We start from the raw sequence: 20,215 nt of genomic DNA, 5'->3' as shown, positions 1-20,215 counted from the left end.
CAGGAGAATAACATGAGACAAATTGTTGCTCGTAAATGGCTGGTTGCGCTGGGGGTTGCCTCTGCACTGGCTGCGTCCCCTGCCTGGTCGGCTAAAGACGTGGTGGTGGCGGTAGGGTCTAATTTTACTACGCTCGACCCCTATGACGCGAATGACACGCTGTCGCAGGCGGTGGCGAAGTCGTTTTATCAGGGGCTTTTCGGTCTTGATAAAGAGATGAAGCTGAAAAATGTGCTGGCAGAAAGCTTTACCGTTTCCGATGACGGCTTAACCTATACCGTCAAACTGCGGCAGGGGGTGAAGTTTCAGGATGGCACCGATTTCAATGCAGAGGCGGTGAAAGCTAACCTTGAGCGAGCCAGCAATCCGGAAAATCATCTTAAACGCTATAACCTGTATAAAAATATCGCTAACACCGAGGCCGTTGATGCGACGACGGTGAAGATCACGCTGAAACAGCCGTTCTCGGCGTTTATTAATATCCTGGCGCACCCGGCAACGGCAATGATATCGCCGGCGGCGCTGAAGAAATACGGTAAAGATATCGGCTTCCATCCGGTGGGTACCGGGCCTTATCAGCTTGAAACCTGGAATCAGACCGATTTTGTGAAGGTGAAAAAGTTCGCTGGTTACTGGCAGCAGGGCCTGCCGAAGCTTGATACGATTACCTGGCGTCCGGTGACCGACAATAACACCCGTGCGGCGATGTTGCAGACCGGCGAGGCACAATTTGCCTTCCCGATCCCTTACGAGCAGGCCGCATTACTGGCGAAGAACAAAAACCTGGAACTGGTTGCCAGTCCGTCGATCATGCAGCGTTATATCAGCATGAACGTGACGCAAAAACCGTTTGATAATCCGAAGGTGCGTGAGGCGCTGAACTATGCCATTAACCGCCAGGCGTTGGTAAAAGTGGCATTTGCCGGTTACGCCACACCGGCGACCGGCGTGCTGCCGCCCGCGATAGCCTACGCGCAAAGCTATACGCCGTGGCCTTACGATCCGGCGAAAGCCCGTGAGTTGCTGAAAGAGGCGGGTTATCCCAACGGCTTTACCACCACGCTGTGGTCATCGCATAATCACAGCACCGCGCAGAAAGTGCTGCAATTTACCCAGCAGCAGTTAGCGCAGGTCGGCGTGAAGGCGCAGGTGACGGCGATGGATGCCGGACAGCGGGCGGCAGAAGTTGAAGGTAAGGCGCAGAAAGAGAGCGGGGTACGGATGTTCTACACCGGCTGGTCGGCGTCGACGGGCGAAGCTGACTGGGCATTATCACCGCTATTTGCTTCGCAAAACTGGCCACCAACGTTGTTTAATACGGCGTTTTACAGTAACAAGCAGGTGGACAGCGATTTAGCCGCGGCGCTGCAAACGAACGATCCGAGCGAAAAAGCGCGATTGTACAAAGATGCACAGGATATCATCTGGAAAGAGTCGCCGTGGATCCCGCTGGTGGTGGAGAAACTGATCTCTGCGCACAGTACCAAGTTGACCGGATTCTGGATTATGCCGGACACCGGATTTAGTTTTGATGATGCGGATTTGCAATAAGCTATTCATTCGGCCCCTGAACAGCGGGGGCCGCCGAAGGGAGTCTGATGCTTAATTATGTTTTCAAGCGCCTGCTGGGGTTGATTCCAACGCTACTTATCGTCGCGGTGCTGGTGTTTTTATTTGTTCATTTGTTGCCAGGCGATCCGGCCCGGTTGATTGCCGGACCGGAGGCCGACGCTGAGGTGATTGAGCTGGTGCGCCAGCAGTTGGGTCTGGACCAGCCGCTGCATATTCAGTTCTGGCATTACATGACGAACGTGTTGCAAGGTGACTTTGGCACCTCGATGGTGTCGCGTCGTCCGGTTGCTGAAGAGATTGCCAGCCGCTTTATGCCCTCATTCTGGTTGACGATTGCCAGCATGACGTGGGCGGTCTTGTTTGGCATGACGGCAGGGATCATCGCCGCCGTATGGCGAAATCGCTGGCCGGACAGGTTGAGTATGACCCTGGCGGTCACCGGGATCTCCTTCCCGGCGTTTGCCCTCGGCATGCTGTTAATGCAGATTTTTTCCGTGGAGCTCGGCTGGTTACCCACCGTGGGCGCGGATTCCTGGCAGCATTATATCCTGCCCTCTATCACGCTGGGCGCGGCGGTGGCAGCGGTATTGGCGCGTTTTACCCGCGCCTCGTTTGTCGATGTGCTCAGCGAAGATTACATGCGCACCGCGCGGGCAAAAGGGGTGAGTGAAACCTGGGTGGTGTTAAAACACGGTTTGCGTAACGCGATGATCCCGGTCGTCACGATGATGGGGCTGCAGTTTGGCTTTTTGCTTGGTGGCTCCATTGTGGTTGAGAAAGTCTTTAACTGGCCAGGGCTCGGACGATTGTTGGTGGACTCGGTTGAAATGCGAGACTACCCGGTGATTCAGGCCGAGGTGCTGCTATTTTCTCTGGAGTTTATTCTTATTAACTTAGTGGTGGATGTGCTCTATGCCGCCATTAATCCGGCTATCAGGTACAAGTAAGGATGCGATTTTTTAACTGGCGCCGACAGGCGATTTTAAATGCAATGCCGCTCGTTAAGCCTGAACAGATCCGCACGCCGTGGCACGAGTTCTGGCGGCGTTTTCGTCGCCAGCGTGTGGCGATGATCGCCGGGTTATTCGTGCTGGCCTTGATCCTGGTGGCGATATTTGCCCGTTGGTTGACGCCGTTTGATGCCGAGAATTACTTCGACTATGACCGCCTCAATGATGGGCCGTCGATGTTGCACTGGTTTGGCGTCGATTCGCTGGGGCGGGATATTTTTAGCCGCGTGCTGGTTGGCGCGCAAATTTCGCTGGCGGCAGGGGTGTTTGCCGTATTTATTGGCGCGGCCATAGGTACGGTGTTGGGTCTGCTGGCAGGTTATTACGAAGGCTGGTGGGATCGGTTGATTATGCGTATCTGCGATGTGCTATTCGCTTTTCCGGGTATTCTGCTGGCGATAGCGGTGGTGGCGGTGCTCGGCAGCGGCATTGCTAACGTGATAATTGCCGTCGCTATCTTCTCCATTCCAGCCTTTGCGCGACTGGTGCGTGGGAATACGTTGGTGCTCAAACAGCAGACGTTTATTGAGTCGGCGCGCAGCATTGGCGCCAGCGATACGACCATTATCTTCAACCATATTTTGCCGGGGACGGTCTCGTCGATCGTGGTCTTTTTTACCATGCGCATCGGGACGTCGATCATCTCCGCCGCGAGTTTGTCGTTCCTGGGATTGGGTGCTCAGCCACCGACGCCGGAGTGGGGCGCGATGCTCAACGAAGCGCGGGCGGATATGGTGATTGCTCCACACGTGGCGATATTCCCGGCGGTGGCAATATTCCTGACGGTGCTGGCGTTTAACTTACTGGGTGATGGCCTGCGCGACGCGCTGGACCCGAAGATTAAAGGATAAACAGTAGGCCGGAGGACGGCGTAAATGCCTTATCCGGCCTACTGTTGGGTGACGATGAGTTAAACGCGGCTGCCCCACAGATCGTATTCGTCTGCGTTTTCGACTTTCACGCGGATGATATCGCCAGGCTTCACGTTGGTTTCGCCATTCATATACACCGCGCCGTCGATTTCCGGGGCGTCTGCCATGCTGCGACCAATCGCGCCTTCTTCATCAACTTCATCGACGATGACCAGAATTTCTCGGCCGACTTTCTCCTGCAAGCGTTCAGCAGAGATCTGCTGCTGCAATTGCATAAAGCGGTTCCAGCGTTCTTCTTTCACCTCTTCCGGGATTTGATCCGGCAGCGCATTGGCCCCCGCACCTTCTACCGGGCTGTATTTAAAGCAGCCGACGCGATCCAGACGCGCTTCTTTCAGGAAATCGAGCAGCATCTGGAAGTCTTCTTCGGTTTCACCCGGGAAGCCGACGATAAAAGTTGAACGCAGGGTCAGTTCAGGGCAGATTTCACGCCACTGCTTAATACGCGCTAACTGGCGGTCTACCGAACCTGGGCGCTTCATCAGCTTAAGAATACGCGGGCTGGCATGTTGCAGCGGGATGTCCAGATACGGCAGGATTTTGCCTTCCGCCATCAGCGGGATGACATCATCGACGTGCGGGTACGGATAGACGTAATGCAGACGAGTCCAGATACCCAGTTTCGACAGCTGCTCGCACAGATCAACCATGCTGGTTTTCACTGGCTCACCGTTATGGAAGCCGGTGCGGTGCTTCACATCCACGCCGTAAGCGGAGGTATCCTGGGAGATAACCAGAATCTCTTTGACGCCCGCATCAACCAGGCGCTTGGCTTCGCTGAGTACCTCGCCGATGGGACGGCTGACCAAATCGCCGCGCATGGACGGAATGATGCAGAACGTGCAGCGGTGATTGCACCCTTCAGAGATCTTCAGATAGGCGTAATGACGCGGCGTCAGCTTGACGCCCTGCTCAGGAACCAGGCTCTGGAACGGGTTATGTTTTGGTTTTGGCACGTAATGGTGAACGTGTTCCAGAACCTGCTCGTAACTGTGCGGTCCGGTGATTTCCAGCACCTTCGGGTGAACTTCACGGATCTGATCGACTTTCGCGCCCAGACAGCCGGTGACAATCACCTTGCCGTTCTCGTTCAGCGCTTCGCCAATCACTTCCAGTGATTCTTGTACCGCGCTGTCGATAAAGCCGCAGGTGTTAACGATAACCATATCCGCGTCGTCGTAATTCGGCACCACGTCATAACCTTCGGTACGAAGTTCAGTCAGGATGCGCTCAGAATCAACGAGGTTTTTCGGACAACCTAGTGAAATAAAACCAATTTTTGCCATTTTCTTATACTGTACATTGCTCGTAATCGGGAGATTATACAGATGCCATCGCGTGACATCTATCTCTGATGTTCATAAGTCGGACGCTCTAAATGGGGAGTGCCGGTAATTGGCTTATCGGCAGGAGCAAGGTATTTAGAGAGTCTAATTCCGGCTTTAAGTGTCACTTCTTGGCTATAGAGAAGAAGTCTTCTAAATTTAATATGTCGAGCGTTATTCATGAGGTTAAATTTGAAAGATATTTCTTTGCAGTCAAAACTTAAAATGGCGAGAACCCTTTATGCTAATGGCGTGAGCTTGTATTATATTTCGCTCGCCACTGGTTTAAGCTGGCGCTTATTAATGAATGAACTTCATTCTATTACTCGTCATGAAGTGAGTCCGCAAAAGAATCAACGCTCATAAATTTATTTGTGTTTTATTTTTATTTTATTTTTCTGCCCCTGTCCGATTCTGCGAGGTCACGCTGATATGTATATTTCCCCACTTCCTACAGCCGCCGAAATTGATGTTGATAAACTCAGGGATGATATTGCCAATAAACTCTTATTTACCATTGGTAAAGATCCGGCCATTGCCACTAAACGTGAATGGTTAAACGCTACGCTATATGCCGTGCGCGATCGCATGGTTGAACGCTGGCATCGTTCAAACCGGGCGCAATTCTCTCAGGATGCCCGTCAGGTTTATTACCTGTCGATGGAGTTTCTGATTGGGCGTACATTGTCGAATGCGCTGCTGTCTCTGGGGATTTATGACGAAGTGAACAGCGCGCTCGAGGCCATGGGGCTGGATCTGGAAGAGCTGATTGACGAAGAAAACGATCCAGGGCTTGGCAATGGTGGTCTCGGACGTCTGGCGGCCTGTTTCCTTGACTCGCTGGCCACGTTGGGTTTACCGGGATGCGGTTACGGTATCCGTTACAACTACGGTATGTTCAAACAAAATATCGTTAATGGGGTGCAGAAGGAGTCGCTGGACTATTGGCTAGAATACGGAAATCCGTGGGAATTTAAGCGTCATAATACCCACTATAAAGTGCGCTTTGGCGGTCGTGTTCAGCAGGAAGGCAGCAAAGTCCGCTGGATTGAGACCGAGGATATTCTGGCCGTAGCGCATGACCAGATTGTCCCAGGTTATAACACCGACAGCACCAATACATTGCGCTTGTGGAATGTGCAGGTTAATAGTGAAGTCAATTCAGGCAAAGTAAATCTGAATGATGATTTTACCGTTGAAGTGGAAAACAAATACCATTTTGAAAAGATCTCGCGGGTGCTGTACCCGGATGACTCCACCGACGCCGGGCGCGAGCTGCGCCTACGCCAGGCTTATTTTTTGGCCTCAGCGACCATTCAGGACATATTGAGCCGGCATTATCAACTGCACAAAACTTATCATAATCTGGCTGATAAAATCGCGATTCACCTTAATGATACCCACCCGGTTCTGGCGATCCCGGAATTGATGCGTCTGTTAATCTACAATCATCAATTTGCATGGGATGATGCGTTTGACGTGACTTGTCAGATTTTCTCCTATACCAACCACACCTTGATGAGTGAAGCGCTGGAAACATGGCCGGTAGAGATGCTGAGCCGGATCCTGCCGCGCCATTTGCAAATTATTTTTGAAATTAACGATCGCTTCCTGAAATCCGTGGCGGATAAATATCATGATGACAGTGAGCTGCTTAAACGGGTCTCGTTAATTGATGAATCGCATGGCCGGGTGGTGCGGATGGCCTGGCTGGCCGTCGTGGTCAGTCATAAAGTGAACGGCGTGTCGGCATTACATTCAAAATTGATGACGGAATCACTGTTTGCTGATTTTGCGCGTATCTTCCCGATGCGGTTTACTAATGTCACGAATGGCGTGACGGCCCGTCGCTGGCTGGCATTGGCGAACCCGCCGCTGGCAAACGTACTGGATGAGAATATCGGTCAGAACTGGCGCACTAACCTGATGCAGCTTGCTGATCTGAAACAGTATATTGATTATCCAAGCGTGAACGACGCGGTGCATCGCGCGAAGCACAAAAATAAACAGCGGCTGGCGCACCATATTGCCACCCAGTACGGGGTGGTGGTGGATCCTGCGGCCCTGTTTGATGTACAGGTGAAGCGTATCCACGAGTACAAGCGTCAATTATTGAACGTACTCCACGTGATTACACGCTACAACCGTATTAAAGCTGCACCGAATGAAAACTGGGTTCCTCGTGTGAATATCTTTGCCGGTAAGGCTGCTTCGTCGTACCACATGGCGAAACAGATTATTCGCTTAATAAATGACGTGGCACAGCGGGTGAATAACGATCCACAAATCGGCGGCAAGCTGAAGGTGGTGTTTATCCCGGATTACAGCGTCAGCCTGGCGCAGCTAATTATTCCGGCGGCGGACCTTTCCGAGCAAATTTCACTGGCAGGGACCGAGGCTTCCGGTACCAGCAATATGAAGTTTGGCTTAAATGGTGCGTTGACCATTGGCACGCTGGACGGGGCGAATATTGAAATGCAGGAATATGTCGGCGAAGATAACATCTTTATCTTTGGTAATACGGCGCAGGAAGTCGACGCCTTACGACGTGACGGCTATAACCCAAGAACGATTTTTGAGAATGATGCCGAACTGCATCAGGCACTGACGCAAATTGGCACCGGCCTGTTTAGTCCACAGGAGCCTGGGCGGTATCGCAACATCCTCGATTCATTGATCAACTTTGGTGACCATTATCAGGTGTTAGCGGATTATCGCCGCTATGTTGATTGCCAGGACTCTGTGGATGAGTTGTATCGTACTCCCCGTGAGTGGACGACGAAAACGCTGCATAATATTGCCAATATGGGGTACTTCTCGTCGGACAGAACGGTACAGGAATACGCCAATAATATTTGGCGTATTACCCGGATCCATGTCTAACCCTTAATCACAACGGGTGTTCTCCCTGGTTTTCAGAACAGGGAGGATGCTTGTAAATCGGCGAGAATTGGCGCCAGGAGCTTATGGGTATTGGTTTCTTTGCGCGATGAGGCAAAAATACTGAATTGCGGTAACGGGAACGGCGTATTGATTTTTTTCAGGCCATAAAGTGGCGCATGCGTGGCGAAGACTTTTTCCGGGATCACCCCTAAACATTGGGTATTCGCGACAATCGTGAGGATCGCGGTAAAAGAAGAGGTTAGCAGGCAGCGATCCCCGGTTCTGAATTTTTTATCCACGATGCTGCGGTGATAAATTATTTTCTCGTTTTTAGTGTTGTAACCCACCAGATTGGCACTTCTAAACATTTCCTCACTGATCGAATGACCATACAACGTATTATTTTGTGACGCTGCCAGTACCAGCCGCATATCACATATTTTTTGACAGGAAATACTGCCTGATTCCACGGAAAAGGTAGAAAAAACAACATCAGCCTGCCGCATCGTGAGCAGTTCGATAATACTCTGCTCATTTAAATCAGCGGTAAGATGCAGGAGACTGATATCCGCGTTATTGCTGATTATTTTTTCCGTGACGTCGGGAATAACGATCGGTGAAATAAACGATTCCGTATACAGCGTGAGCCTTTTTCTGGATGCCGGGGAAGTATGTGGCATTAGCAGCGACAGTTTATCAATAATCGGGATTGCATTGTCGTAAAGCTCGTCGGAATAGACGGTTGGTAATAACGCATTGCCGCTGCGGACAAAAAGATTATCTCCCATCAGTTCGCGCAGTTTTTTTAACGACTGACTGACAGCCGAGGGAGAAATATTCAGCATATCGGCGACGCGGGTAATGCTCCCTACGCTATAAATTAAACAGAAAATGGTGAGCAGATTCAGGTCTATCTTTGATAGCGTGCGTATCTTCTCGGCATCATTTGCTTTTGACATAGACCCCTCATCATCCGTGTCGCGACAGTAACCCCATCAGGTATAGCAAAAAATTATCGCTACGTCAGAAACAGACGGTTTCTCTGTGCGTTGTAACATTGTAAATAATGTTAATCAATTAGGGTTTATTGACGTGGAGCATCAATTTGTTCAAAAAACGACCATACTATTAAGTTGCACCATGGTTGGAAAGAGGAGGAACAAAGTATGGTCGTTGACAGACTGAGAACCGATCTTCTCAACAAGTTGATAAACGCCCGTATCGATCTCGCCGCTTATCTGTTGTTGAGGAAAGCGAAAGGCTATATGTCAGTGAGTGAGAGCGATCGTCTGCGTGATAATTTTTTTGCACTGAATCGCGAACTGCATGATGACCAATCACAGCTCCACGGTATGCATCTTGACCAGGAAGAGTGGAATGCCCTGCGCCGTGCTGAAGGCGCGTTAGCCGCCGCGGCTGTTTGTCTGATGAGCGGACATCACGATTGTCCGACCTTTATCGCCGTTAACGCAGAGAAACTGGAAAACTGCCTGACAACGCTGACGCTGAGTATCCAGTGTTTGCAAATGTACTCAACGCTGGAACATGTCTGAATCCGGGGGAGGGCGCTCCCCCTTTTCGTTAAGATTGTGTAAAAGTTGCGGGAAATTGCCCCTTGCTGGCTACGCTTTATGCAGAGCCATTAAGGAGGTGTTATGCGGCGACTCTTTCTCTGTGCGGCCCCACTGTTACTGTTTGCCCCTCACGCCAGTGCTGAACCGTCTGCGCTGAAGGTTGAGGTGCTGCAAACCAAACTTGATCACCCCTGGTCCTTGGCCTTTTTACCTGACAACCGCGGCATATTACTCACGCTGCGGGGTGGGCAGTTGCGACTATGGCAGGCGGGGGAAGGACTTTCCGATCCGCTAACCGGGGTACCAAAGGTTTGGGCGCACGGTCAGGGGGGGTTACTCGATGTGGTGCTCGCCCCGGATTTTGAACGTTCCCGGCGGGTTTGGCTCAGCTTTGCTGAAGCCGACCATGAGGGTAAGGCCGGTACGGCAGTCGGTTATGGACGACTGAGCGACGATCTCAAACATCTGCAGGCGTTCCAGACGGTTTTTCGCCAGATGCCAAAACTTTCAACCGGTAACCATTTTGGTGGCCGCATGGTGTTTGACGGTAAAGGCCACCTGTTTATTGGTCTGGGTGAAAATAACCAGCGCGCTACCGCTCAGGATCTGGACAAGCTGCAGGGTAAGGTGGTGCGACTGACCGATGAGGGCAGCATTCCGCCGGATAATCCATTTGTGAACCAGGCCGGTGCTCGACCTGAGATTTGGTCCTATGGCATCCGTAATCCACAGGGGATGGCGATGAATCCCTGGAGTGACACGCTGTGGCTCAACGAACATGGCCCGCGCGGTGGCGACGAAATTAATATCCCCGAGAAAGGCAAAAACTACGGCTGGCCGTTAGCGACCTGGGGGATGAACTACAGCGGTTTAAAAATACCTGAGGCTAAAGGTGGAATTGTTGAGGGTACGGAACAGCCTGTTTTCTACTGGGAAAAGTCGCCGGCGGTCAGCGGGATGGCTTTTTACAATAGCGATACCTTTGCGCAGTGGCGGCAGAAGGTGTTTATTGGCGCGTTAAAAGACCAGGATGTGATCGTTTTAAGCGTTAACGGGAATCAGGTTACTGAGGACGAGCGTATTTTACGCGAAAGAGGACAGCGGATCCGCGATGTGCGTGTCGGACCAGACGGTTATTTGTATGTGTTAACCGACGAGTCCGACGGGCAACTACTGAAGGTGAGCCCCCGGTAGCCGCAGCGCTGCAGCATCAGCTGACCGGGATCATCACCGCTTTTTGGAACGCTGGACGTTCGGTAAGCTGCTGGTACCAACGCTCAAGGTGAGGACGTTCGGTCCAGCTCAGGCCAACGTTAAACAGGTTGTAGATAAACGGGGCGATGGCGATATCGCCGGTACCAAACTCGTCCCCGGAGAACCACTGTTGGTCGGCCAGCGCGTTGTCGAGCATGGCAAACAGGTTGTCGCAAACCTTCGCGCCTGCGTCAATGGCCGCCTGGTCGCGTTGTTCTGCCGGTGTTCTGACCAGACCAAATAAGATGACCCGATGAGCAGGGCTTAGCGTCTGGTTAGCCCAGTCCATCCATTTTTCGCCTTCTGCACGTTTTGCCGGGGCATCGATCCACAGCCGTTTTTGCCCGTATTGGGCGGCCAGATAGCGGACGATGGTATTGGATTCCCACAGTAAAACGTCGGTTTCATCATCGCGTAGCAGGGGGACCAGACCGTTTGGATTCATCGCCAGGTAGTCAGCATCTCGGTTGATACCGTGCTGCCCGCCCGCCAGTATTTGGTTATACGGCAGTTCCAGTTCTTCGAGCGTCCACAACACTTTTTTCACGTTGGTCGAGTTATTGCGACCCCACAGTGTAATCATAGTAACCCCGCGTAATCATTGAGCAGCTTGATGGCTGCATTCGGTATTAAACCCGTTACATGGTGGGGTAAACCTAATATTTACGCAACAACACGTAAAAAAATCGTGATGAAAGCGGCGCAGCGCAGTGTTATTGCATAAACTTTAAAAACTTTACCAACTTACGGTTTCTTTAAGCTCGTTAGTGCGTTATTACTCACCGCACTTATTTTACACGTCATCCATCAGGCCGCTTCTGCGCGGGTTTGGCCGATGCAGTTTGTGTAAACATGGTGTGTTATGACGTGGTTTTTTGGAATGGATACTCGGGTGGCATTTATGACGCAATACTTCTCTTCCCTTCGCAGTTTCGCCGCAGGTTCAGCGCTGTTATTCCTTTTGGCACCGACCGCACAGGCGGTAGAGCAACCCACCGCGCCGCCGAGCGTGGATGCGCGCGCGTGGATCTTAATGGATTACGCCAGCGGCAAGGTGCTGGCGGAGGGCAATGCTGATGAGAAATTGGATCCAGCCAGTCTGACCAAGATCATGACCAGCTATGTGGTTGGCCAGGCGCTGAAGGCCGGGAAAATTAACCTGAACGACATGGTTACCGTAGGAAAAGATGCCTGGGCGACGGGCAACCCGGCTCTGCGTGGGTCTTCAGTGATGTTCCTGAAACCCGGCGATCAGGTAGCGGTCTCCGATCTGAACAAAGGCATTATTATTCAGTCGGGTAATGATGCATGTATCGCACTGGCAGATTACGTGGCTGGCAGCCAGGAATCCTTTATTGGTTTGATGAACGGCTATGCGCAAAAGCTGGGGCTGACGAATACCACCTTCCAGACGGTGCATGGTTTGGATGCGCCGGGGCAGTTCAGTACCGCGCGCGACATGGCCTTGCTCGGTAAAGCACTCATCCACGATGTGCCGGAAGAGTACGCCATTCATAAAGAAAAAGAGTTTACCTTTAATAAAATTCGCCAACCGAACCGCAACCGCCTGCTGTGGAGCACCAACCTGAACGTGGACGGGATGAAAACGGGCACCACTACGGGCGCGGGTTATAACCTGGTGGCTTCCGCCACCCAGGGCGATATGCGCCTGATCTCGGTAGTGCTGGGAGCGAAAACCGACCGTATTCGATTCAATGAGTCAGAGAAGCTGCTGACGTGGGGCTTCCGCTTCTTTGAAACGGTCACGCCGATTAAACCGGATGCCACCTTTGTGACCCAGCGCGTCTGGTTCGGCGATAAGAGTGAAGTTAACCTGGGCGCAGGCGAAGCCGGTTCGGTGACTATTCCGCGCGGTCAGCTTAAAAATCTGAAAGCCAGCTTTACACTGACCGAACCGCAATTAACCGCGCCACTGAAGAAAGGCCAGGTTGTCGGGACGATCGACTTCCAGCTGAACGGGAAATCCATTGAACAGCGTCCGCTGATGGTGATGGAGGCCGTTGAAGAGGGCGGTTTCTTTAGCCGGATGTGGGACTTTGTGATGATGAAATTCCACCAGTGGTTTGGTGGCTGGTTCTCTTAATCACTGTTATTGCCGGACAGCGTTTGTGCGTCCGGCAATGTCATTTCAGTACACCAGTTTAATGTGCTGCGCTTTTGCGTAATCAACAAACTCATCGTCAGGACGGGTATCGCTAATGATGCTATCAAAGCGTTTCAGATTACCCATCCGCGCGGGACGCACCTTACCAAACTTGCTGTGATCCACCACCAGTACATGATACTGCGCCATCGACATCGCCCAATGCTTCACCGGTAGTTCTTCCAGGTTAAAACAGGTTGCACCTTTGTCAATGTGTACGCCAGCCGCAGAATAAAACGCGATATCCGGGCACAAGTTATTCAGCGTTTCCTGGAAATCGAGAGGTTTGAAAATAGCGTTGCTGGCGTGGAATTCACCGCCACATAGGATGACTCGACACAGCGGTTTTTCCTGGAGTACCAGAAAGGTATTCAGCGAGTAGCAAATCGCGGTGAAAGGCAGATCGTTATCAATAGCTTCAATGATCCACGGCGTGGTGGTGCCGCAGTCAAAAAAGATCGTCTGATGAGCTTGAACGAGGCTCGCAGCTTGTTGGGCCGCGCGACGTTTCTCATCCACCAGCCGGGACTTTTGGTCGCTGATTAAGTAGTGGCTGGCGCTACGGGGTTCCAGAACAATATATCCCCCCAGCAACACGACCGGGGCATCGTTATTATTCAGGTCGCGACGGATGGTCATCTCAGATACGCCAAGTAGCGTCGCGGCTTCTTTAAGGTGTAATTTATCGCTGCGTTTCAGCGCCTGCAGCAATTGACCAATACGCTCGTCGCGTCGTGTTTCCATAGTTCCCCTGGTGAGTAGAATAAGCGTTTCATATCGCGCGCTTAATACTACTCTTTTTACCGTGGATTAGTCACGCACCCAGCCTTTACGGATCGGCAGGGCGAAGCAGGTGCGATAGCAGGCCTGCAACGCGGAATACAGCGAGGTGCCGAACCGTTGCCAGATCATCTGGGCGCTCAGGCAGCCGATTAACGCTGCCAGGAACCCACCCAGCATATCCAGCGGCCAGTGTACGCCGAGGTACACCCGTGACCAGGCGATCGCCACGGCAATCGCCATAAACAGGGCGCCAGACCACAGGCGATGCCAGAATATAAAGGCCAGTGCAAAGGTGAAAATAACGGTGCCGTGATCGCTTGGGAAAGAGTCATCAGGTGCATGGTGCAGGAAGTTGTAGCCGATGTGGTTAACAAACGGGCGATCGTGTGGGAACAGATGTCCTATCAGCCATGAAATGACCAGGCTGACAATTATTGCCAGCGCCATTTTGATCACCAGTTTGCGCTGAGTCGTCACGTGGTCGCGCGGGCCCCAAAGCCACAGGATTACAGCTAACAACGGCACGATGCTGATCAGATCTTTAGCAATAAAGATGGCAAACGCGATCGCCCATTGCGCAGAGTCCGGCGTGGCGTTGATCAGGTAAAATAGCGAGTTGTTCAGATTTTCCAGCATAACATCCAGATTCACGACAGTAGTTAAAAGAGTCCCATCAGGCAGAGCATAAGTTCGCTTTAGCGGGATAAAAAGCGGTGTTGTCTTATTTGTCAGCTAAATGACTATTTTTAAGATAATTAATGACGTCTATAGAGCATGATAACGGGTTCAACTTAAATTAACCTTAAAGCAAAAGAGCATTGTGAAACTGAGTGTAAAAATGTGCGCATTTTGCGGCCAAATCACATAATTCACTATCACCAGTCCGGCGCATTTATTACACTTTGCGCGTTTTTTCATTGGTTAAGAGACTGCATGCACAACCGTTTATCTTCAGGCGCCCGACTGGGGCGTCAGGCATTACTTTTCCCACTCTGTCTGGTGCTTTACGAATTCTCTACGTATATCGGCAACGATATGATCCAGCCCGGTATGCTGGCGGTGGTGGAGCAATATCAGGCCGGATTAGACTGGGTTCCCACCTCCATGACCGCTTACCTGGCAGGCGGCATGTTTTTGCAGTGGTTATTAGGACCGCTGTCGGATCGTATTGGTCGTCGGCCGGTGATGTTAACCGGTGTGGTGTGGTTCATTGTTACCTGCCTTGCGACGCTGTTTGCGCAGAACATTGAACAATTCACTTTCCTGCGCTTTTTGCAGGGCATTAGCCTGTGCTTTATTGGCGCGGTGGGCTATGCCGCGATTCAGGAATCCTTTGAAGAGGCGGTATGCATTAAAATTACCGCCCTGATGGCGAACGTGGCGCTGATTGCCCCGTTGCTGGGCCCGCTGGTCGGCGCGGCCTGGGTGCACGTGCTGCCGTGGGAAGGGATGTTTGTGCTGTTTGCGGTACTGGCCGCCATCGCCTTTGTTGGCCTGCAGCGCGCGATGCCTGAAACCGCGACCCGACTCGGTGAAACGCTGTCGATTAAAGAGCTGGGCAAAGACTACAAGCTGGTGCTGAAGAACGTGCGTTTTGTCGCCGGTGCCCTGGCGTTGGGCTTTGTCAGTCTGCCGTTGCTGGCGTGGATCGCTCAATCCCCGATTATCATTATTAGCGGTGAACAGCTGAGCAGCTATGAATATGGTCTGCTACAGGTGCCGATTTTTGGTGCGCTGATCGCCGGTAACCTCGTGCTGGCGCGCCTGACCGCACGACGCACGGTACGGTCGCTGATTATTATGGGCGGCTGGCCAATCGCCGTGGGGCTGATTATTGCCGCGGCGGCCACGGTGGTTTCTTCCCATGCCTATTTGTGGATGACGGCAGGGCTGAGTGTTTATGCGTTTGGGATTGGCGTGGCGAATGCCGGGCTGGTACGCCTGACGCTGTTTGCCAGCGACATGAGCAAAGGGACGGTTTCCGCCGCGATGGGCATGCTGCAGATGCTGATTTTTACCGTTGGTATTGAGCTGAGCAAACATGCTTATTTACTCGGCGGTAACGGCCTGTTTAGCCTGTTTAATCTGGCCAGCGGGATACTGTGGCTGGCGCTGATGTTTATTTTCCTGAAAGATAAGCGGGTAGGGGATTCACGGGAAGGATAAAGCCCGGCTATCCGTAATACCGTTCAGTTAACGTCTCGGTATCAGAAAGCATCAACATGTGTTGGCGGCGGGGGGGATGAATATGCTCTCTCAGAGAAAGGGTTCCGTTCACCTCATGTTCATCGTTTCTCTGAGGCACTGATTCCTGTGAACGTGTAAAGGGCGTTCTTCGCCACGCCCTTTACAATCCCGGCTCCCGGCAGGAAAATTGTTGCTTCGCAATCCCCTCCGCTTATTCCTCGAGGCTATCGGGCCGGGCGCGAGGTAGCGTCCCTGCAAAACGCGCCCTGAACCCGCATCCCTGCGGGTTCTCCCGGCCTTGCGGAAACACGTCGGCAATTTTCAGCCGGACCAGCCCACACCTGACTACCTGCGCTTTTACTTGAATATCTCTGAACAGCAAAACGGATATAGCTGAAAGCCAGAGAGCTGAAGCGACACCCTGGTCCGGCTGAAAATCGATGAGGCGTTGACGGCTGCCCGGGCTTTACGCGAACTTAGTGGTGATCGTCAATCTGATGCTCAATAACCATCCCTTCGCCTACGCTGGCGACATGCCGTGCATAAGGATGTACACGATAAACGGGTGCCGGCGCAGGAGCCGGAGCAACATAAACCGTTTGTGGCGCGGTGGTCATGCTGACCGCCTGGGGAACGCTCACGGAAGAAGGAACCACGACAACTTTATAACCGCTTGGTACATCAACGGTGACGCTTTGCGCCAGTGCAGTTCCCGCAAACCCCAGCAATATTGCCGCTATTAGTACACTTTTCTTCATCATCAGATCACCTGAAAATATTCACTGGAGATATTTATCCAGCGGGTTAATGTGACGCGGATTATGAAGAGATCATGCCATTCTTTTGTTGCCGTCTGTGCTGAGATGTTATTGCGTAAACGGTGCGTCGTTTTTTAGCACCCGGTCGATAATATCCAGTACGCCTTCTTCGTTATTCGACCCCGCACGATATTTTGCCGCACGGGCCACGGTATCGTTGGCATTAGCCATCGCAAAACTGAATCCCGCCTGACGCAGCATCTCAATATCATTACCGCCATCACCAAACGCCAGGACTTCCTCATCGCGAATATTCCAGCGCTGTTGCAGCAGACGCAGACCGTTTGCTTTATGTACGCCAGGGATAATTAAATCGATGCTGCCGTAGCCGGTATGCACTGGAACCATAATGTCGCCAATCGCGTCATGCAGTGCAGACTGAACCTGTGGGATCTGTTTTTCAGAGATATTCAGCCCGAATTTGAAAAATACATCGTTGATGTTGTTGAAATTATCAACAAATTCGAGGCGGTGGTAGTACATGGCGGCGACGGATTTTAGCTCGTCGCTGTAGTGCTTCAGGGTGTAGGCGCTGTTTTTTCCGCAGGCAATAATGTCAATGTCGGTGCGCGTTAGCAGATGATCCACGATGGTCTGAAAATCGTCTTTAGCCAGCTCGCCGTTAAACACATCTTCCCCTTCGCTAACGACCCAACCGCCGTTTTCCGCCACAAAGGAGATTTCCTCGGCCAGCTCGGGGAAAAAAGAGATCAGTTGGTAGTACTGGTTACCGCTGGCGACCACAAAGCGGATCCCCTGAGCTTGCATCTGACGGTACTGCGCCATAAACCGTTCACGGTTGTAGGTCTTTTGGTCACTTAAAAAGGTGCCGTCCATGTCGACTGCAATTAACTTAATAGCCATTAGCTGTTCTCCGTCACAGGGGTATTTTTAACGTCTGGTTTGGCGACAGCCTTCGCGACGATGGCCGCAACCAGCACCAGCGCCAGCACCACCAGCATGGCGCTGCGCAGGCCATAGTGTTCACCCAGATAACCCAGCAGCGGCGGCCCGACCAGGAAGGCCAGATAGCCGGTGGTTGCTACAACGCTCACGCGGGTTGGTGCATCGGGGCCGGTATCGCTGGCGGCTGAAATGGTCAACGGGAAGCCCAGCGACGCGCCGAGTCCCCACAGGATAACGGACACACCTGCGACCCACGAACTGTCGACAAAGATAATCAGGCTAATACCCAGCGCGCCCATTAACGCACTGGCACGTACGACCGCGACGCGGCTGTAGCGATCGATAAACCAGCCGCCGGTAAACCGTCCGACGGTCATGCCCAGCGTAAACCCGGCATAAATCAAGGAGCCTGAGGTCGGGCTAAATCCGTGTCCGTCTACCATCAGGAGCGGAAGCCAGTCATTGGCGGAACCCTCGGCAAATGCCATCGCCAGTACCACGACGCCGATGAGCAGCAGCTGGATATCGCGGTAAAAGGGCAGCCCTTTTTCGGCTGAGTGAGAACCGTCAGCGGCATTTTTACCGGTGCCGTCAGGAATCGCTTTGATGGCGATAAATATTGGCGCAATAGCCACCAGTGCCGCCAGCAGAATATGCGCATTGGCGGGAACGCTAAAGGCGGTGAGCACCATCCCGACGCCTGCGCCTGCCAGGGTGCCGAGGCTATAAAAACCATGCATCATCGGCAGCACGGTTTTGTTCATCTCACGCTCAACCGCCGCACCTTCGACGTTAATGGCAACCTCTGCGGCACCAAAGCTGGCACCAAAAACCCCCAGCCCAAACGCAAATAGCCAGGCGGAATGTAGCCATAGCGCCACGCTAAGGATCGCCATACCAACAACCGCACATGACATGGTGGTGCGGATCACCTTCCGCGTGCCAAATCGTTTCACTAGCCAGGCCGAACAAAGAATGCCACTCATCGAACCAATAGAGAGTCCAAATAATACTGCCCCCATTTCAGCGGTAGAAACGGAGAGGATATCTCTGATGGCTGGGGTACGCGTTGCCCAGGAAGCCATTAATAATCCTGGTAAAAAGAAAAACATAAACAGCGCCCAGGTTCGGCGTCTTAAGGCTTTGCGTGATGAGATGCCAGTCATGAATTCGAGCCAAAGAAATGAGGAAAGGAGACAACATTAGCAAGGTTGTGTACATTTGTACACAAATGCAAGAAGAGGAAATGCGGTGCGACGCGCGAACGATCCACAACGGCGGGAAAAAATAGTTCAGGCTACGCTGGACGCAGTAATAACTTATGGTAGTCATGCAGTTACGCATCGTAAGATTGCAACGATTGCGCAGGTGCCGTTGGGTTCAATGACCTATTATTTTTCGGGAATCGATGAGCTTCTGATGGAGGCATTCGGTCATTTTACCGAAACTATGTCGCGGCAATATCAGGCATTTTTTATGGACGTGATGGATGCGCCACAGGCCTGTCATGCCATTACCGAGATGATTTACAGTTCGCAGGTCACCACACCGGATAACATGGAGATTATGTACCAGTTGTACGCGTTCGCCAGCCGTAAACCGGCGTTGAAAACGGTGATGCAAAACTGGATGCAACGCAGTCAACAAACCTTAGAGCAGTGGTTTGACCCCGCCACGGCCCGTGCGCTGGATGCCTTTATTGAAGGCATGACGCTGCATTTTGTGACCGATAAAAAACCGCTGCAGCGAGACGATATCCTGGTGATGGTTGAGCGCATCGCCGGGCTGTCGTAGTACTGACACAGCTTATCAACTGACGGTTGCGCCCCCGGTGACATTTACTACCGTCGCGGTCATCGCCCTGGCGTGGTTTGATGCCAGAAACGTTGTGACCTCGGCGATTTGTGCCAGCGTTGGCAGACGCTTAAGCATCGTACTTTGTGCGGCTCCACCAAGCCATTGCTCGACGGTTAACCCCATTGACTGCGCTTTTGCGGCGAATATTTCTCCGGTATAAGACCCTGCTTGCACTGCATCAACAATGGCATGCGATCGCACGCCAAGGACGCGAATATTCTGTGGGCCAAGCTCACTAGCGAGCGCTTTAATAAATGCCTCGATTCCCGCGCAGCCAACGATGTGCCCCAGATGTCCCTGTATCGTCATGGACGCCGCCGGGGCAACAACGGTGATAATTGTTCCTGCTCGCTCACCGCCCATATGTGGCGAGACAGCTTTAGAGATCGTGAATTGTGCGGTGAGAAAAGGGATGATGCCGCGCATAAACTCCGCCAGGGATAATGCGTCAATTTGTTTACCCTGATCGTGCATAAAGCCGGTGGCGTTGACCACCACGTCAATCCCCCCGGTGTTCTGAACAAGGTGCATAACCTGCTCAGCTGTCGACTGCTCGTCGAGCACATCGATGATAAAGGTGTCGGCCGAGCCACCCGACGCGCGAATGTGGCTCGCTGCCTGATCGAGATTTTGCTGGCTACGTGCACCCAGGAACACATGTGCCCCTTCGCGTGCCATCACCTGCGCAACCGCACACCCTATTGCACCGCTGCCCCCGAAAATCACCGCGACTTTGCCTGCAAGTAACATTGCGCACCCCATCACCAAAAGCACCGTGTAAAAGTATGTGCCATAACCGGCATGATGCAAATTGGTCGAAGGGATAGGAAGGGATGGAAATTTCAGGCAACAAATACCCCATCAACCTTGAACCAAAACGGCGGGGTTGATGGGCTCCACAAATTGGGGACATCAAAGAAAAGCAGTGGCAATAGTTATGACTGACACCT

Annotated in this window: 18 protein-coding genes; 9 read left to right on the top strand and 9 right to left on the bottom strand. The window is 52.3% G+C overall.

The window, feature by feature from the left end; translation table 11 throughout:
- The first annotated feature begins 12 nt into the window (after positions 1–12).
- From gsiB to gsiD, 3 genes are read left to right on the top strand one after another with little or no spacing between them, the layout of a single operon-like run.
- Positions 13–1,551, top strand: a complete 1,539-nt coding sequence (gene gsiB, locus IB214_RS16660; protein ID WP_117341689.1) for a glutathione ABC transporter substrate-binding protein GsiB — start codon at positions 13–15, stop codon at positions 1,549–1,551.
- A gap of 47 nt (positions 1,552–1,598) precedes the next feature.
- Positions 1,599–2,519, top strand: a complete 921-nt coding sequence (gene gsiC, locus IB214_RS16655; protein ID WP_096757732.1) for a glutathione ABC transporter permease GsiC — start codon at positions 1,599–1,601, stop codon at positions 2,517–2,519.
- A 2-nt stretch (positions 2,520–2,521) separates the two neighbouring features.
- A complete protein-coding gene (gene gsiD / locus IB214_RS16650; RefSeq protein WP_096757731.1) occupies positions 2,522–3,433 on the top strand; it encodes a glutathione ABC transporter permease GsiD in 912 nt (303 codons plus the stop codon).
- Between the two features lie 59 nt (positions 3,434–3,492).
- Here the strand turns inward: gsiD and rimO are convergent, their stop codons facing one another.
- Positions 3,493–4,800, bottom strand: coding sequence for a 30S ribosomal protein S12 methylthiotransferase RimO (gene rimO / locus IB214_RS16645; protein ID WP_115258973.1), 1,308 nt, complete (start codon positions 4,798–4,800; stop codon positions 3,493–3,495).
- 471 nt (positions 4,801–5,271) lie between these two features.
- On the opposite strand from rimO, the gene glgP reads away from it, so the two are divergent.
- A complete protein-coding gene (gene glgP / locus IB214_RS16640; RefSeq protein WP_117341691.1) occupies positions 5,272–7,722 on the top strand; it encodes a glycogen phosphorylase in 2,451 nt (816 codons plus the stop codon).
- Between the two features lie 32 nt (positions 7,723–7,754).
- Here glgP and IB214_RS16635 read toward each other — a convergent pair whose 3' ends face one another.
- Positions 7,755–8,681 (bottom strand): LysR family transcriptional regulator, encoded by a 927-nt coding sequence (locus tag IB214_RS16635; RefSeq protein ID WP_096757727.1) that lies wholly within the window; start codon positions 8,679–8,681, stop codon positions 7,755–7,757.
- Positions 8,682–8,888: 207 nt separating this feature from the next.
- Between IB214_RS16635 and bssR the strand changes: the two genes are divergently transcribed.
- Together bssR and IB214_RS16625 are read left to right on the top strand one after the other, a co-directional pair.
- The gene (gene bssR / locus IB214_RS16630; protein ID WP_096757726.1) at positions 8,889–9,275 is read left to right on the top strand and encodes a biofilm formation regulator BssR; all 387 of its coding nucleotides are present in this window, start codon (positions 8,889–8,891) and stop codon (positions 9,273–9,275) included.
- A 102-nt stretch (positions 9,276–9,377) separates the two neighbouring features.
- A complete protein-coding gene (locus IB214_RS16625; protein ID WP_117341692.1) occupies positions 9,378–10,490 on the top strand; it encodes a PQQ-dependent sugar dehydrogenase in 1,113 nt (370 codons plus the stop codon).
- A 16-nt stretch (positions 10,491–10,506) separates the two neighbouring features.
- Here IB214_RS16625 and IB214_RS16620 read toward each other — a convergent pair whose 3' ends face one another.
- Entirely contained in the window at positions 10,507–11,133 is a 627-nt protein-coding gene (locus IB214_RS16620; RefSeq protein ID WP_117341693.1) for a glutathione S-transferase family protein, read from the bottom strand.
- A 318-nt stretch (positions 11,134–11,451) separates the two neighbouring features.
- Here IB214_RS16620 and dacC point away from each other — a divergent pair, with 318 nt between their 5' ends.
- Positions 11,452–12,654: a serine-type D-Ala-D-Ala carboxypeptidase gene (gene dacC / locus IB214_RS16615; RefSeq protein WP_115259972.1), complete on the top strand. Its 1,203-nt coding sequence runs from the start codon at positions 11,452–11,454 to the stop codon at positions 12,652–12,654.
- A gap of 45 nt (positions 12,655–12,699) precedes the next feature.
- Here dacC and deoR read toward each other — a convergent pair whose 3' ends face one another.
- Both deoR and ybjG read right to left on the bottom strand, forming a co-directional pair.
- Positions 12,700–13,458 (bottom strand): DNA-binding transcriptional repressor DeoR, encoded by a 759-nt coding sequence (gene deoR / locus IB214_RS16610; RefSeq protein WP_115258969.1) that lies wholly within the window; start codon positions 13,456–13,458, stop codon positions 12,700–12,702.
- Between the two features lie 66 nt (positions 13,459–13,524).
- A complete protein-coding gene (gene ybjG / locus IB214_RS16605; protein WP_115258968.1) occupies positions 13,525–14,133 on the bottom strand; it encodes an undecaprenyl-diphosphate phosphatase in 609 nt (202 codons plus the stop codon).
- Between the two features lie 297 nt (positions 14,134–14,430).
- Between ybjG and IB214_RS16600 the strand changes: the two genes are divergently transcribed.
- Positions 14,431–15,663 carry an MFS transporter gene (locus IB214_RS16600; RefSeq protein ID WP_096757721.1) on the top strand — a complete coding sequence of 411 codons (1,233 nt, stop codon included), beginning with the start codon at positions 14,431–14,433 and terminating at the stop codon, positions 15,661–15,663.
- Between the two features lie 497 nt (positions 15,664–16,160).
- Here the strand turns inward: IB214_RS16600 and IB214_RS16595 are convergent, their stop codons facing one another.
- The 3 genes from IB214_RS16595 to IB214_RS16585 form a co-directional block, all read right to left on the bottom strand.
- The gene (locus IB214_RS16595; RefSeq protein WP_117341694.1) at positions 16,161–16,448 is read right to left on the bottom strand and encodes a hypothetical protein; all 288 of its coding nucleotides are present in this window, start codon (positions 16,446–16,448) and stop codon (positions 16,161–16,163) included.
- 102 nt (positions 16,449–16,550) lie between these two features.
- Positions 16,551–17,366, bottom strand: a complete 816-nt coding sequence (locus IB214_RS16590; RefSeq protein ID WP_117341695.1) for a Cof-type HAD-IIB family hydrolase — start codon at positions 17,364–17,366, stop codon at positions 16,551–16,553.
- Complete coding sequence (locus IB214_RS16585; RefSeq protein WP_096757718.1) at positions 17,366–18,574, bottom strand: MFS transporter; 1,209 nt, start codon at positions 18,572–18,574, stop codon at positions 17,366–17,368. The genes IB214_RS16590 and IB214_RS16585 overlap by 1 nt, the downstream gene beginning before the upstream one ends.
- Before the next feature lie 85 nt (positions 18,575–18,659).
- On the opposite strand from IB214_RS16585, the gene IB214_RS16580 reads away from it, so the two are divergent.
- Positions 18,660–19,202 carry a TetR/AcrR family transcriptional regulator gene (locus IB214_RS16580; protein WP_117341696.1) on the top strand — a complete coding sequence of 181 codons (543 nt, stop codon included), beginning with the start codon at positions 18,660–18,662 and terminating at the stop codon, positions 19,200–19,202.
- 15 nt (positions 19,203–19,217) lie between these two features.
- On the opposite strand, the gene IB214_RS16575 is transcribed toward IB214_RS16580, so the two are convergent.
- On the bottom strand, positions 19,218–20,015 hold the full coding sequence (locus tag IB214_RS16575; RefSeq protein WP_117341697.1) for an SDR family oxidoreductase: 798 nt from the start codon (positions 20,013–20,015) through the stop codon (positions 19,218–19,220).
- Positions 20,016–20,215 lie beyond the last annotated feature (200 nt).

The organism is Citrobacter sp. C1, from assembly GCF_014596895.2.
GTDB classification, from domain to species: domain Bacteria; phylum Pseudomonadota; class Gammaproteobacteria; order Enterobacterales; family Enterobacteriaceae; genus Citrobacter; species Citrobacter gillenii.
This window is presented reverse-complemented; position numbering and strand designations above follow the sequence as displayed.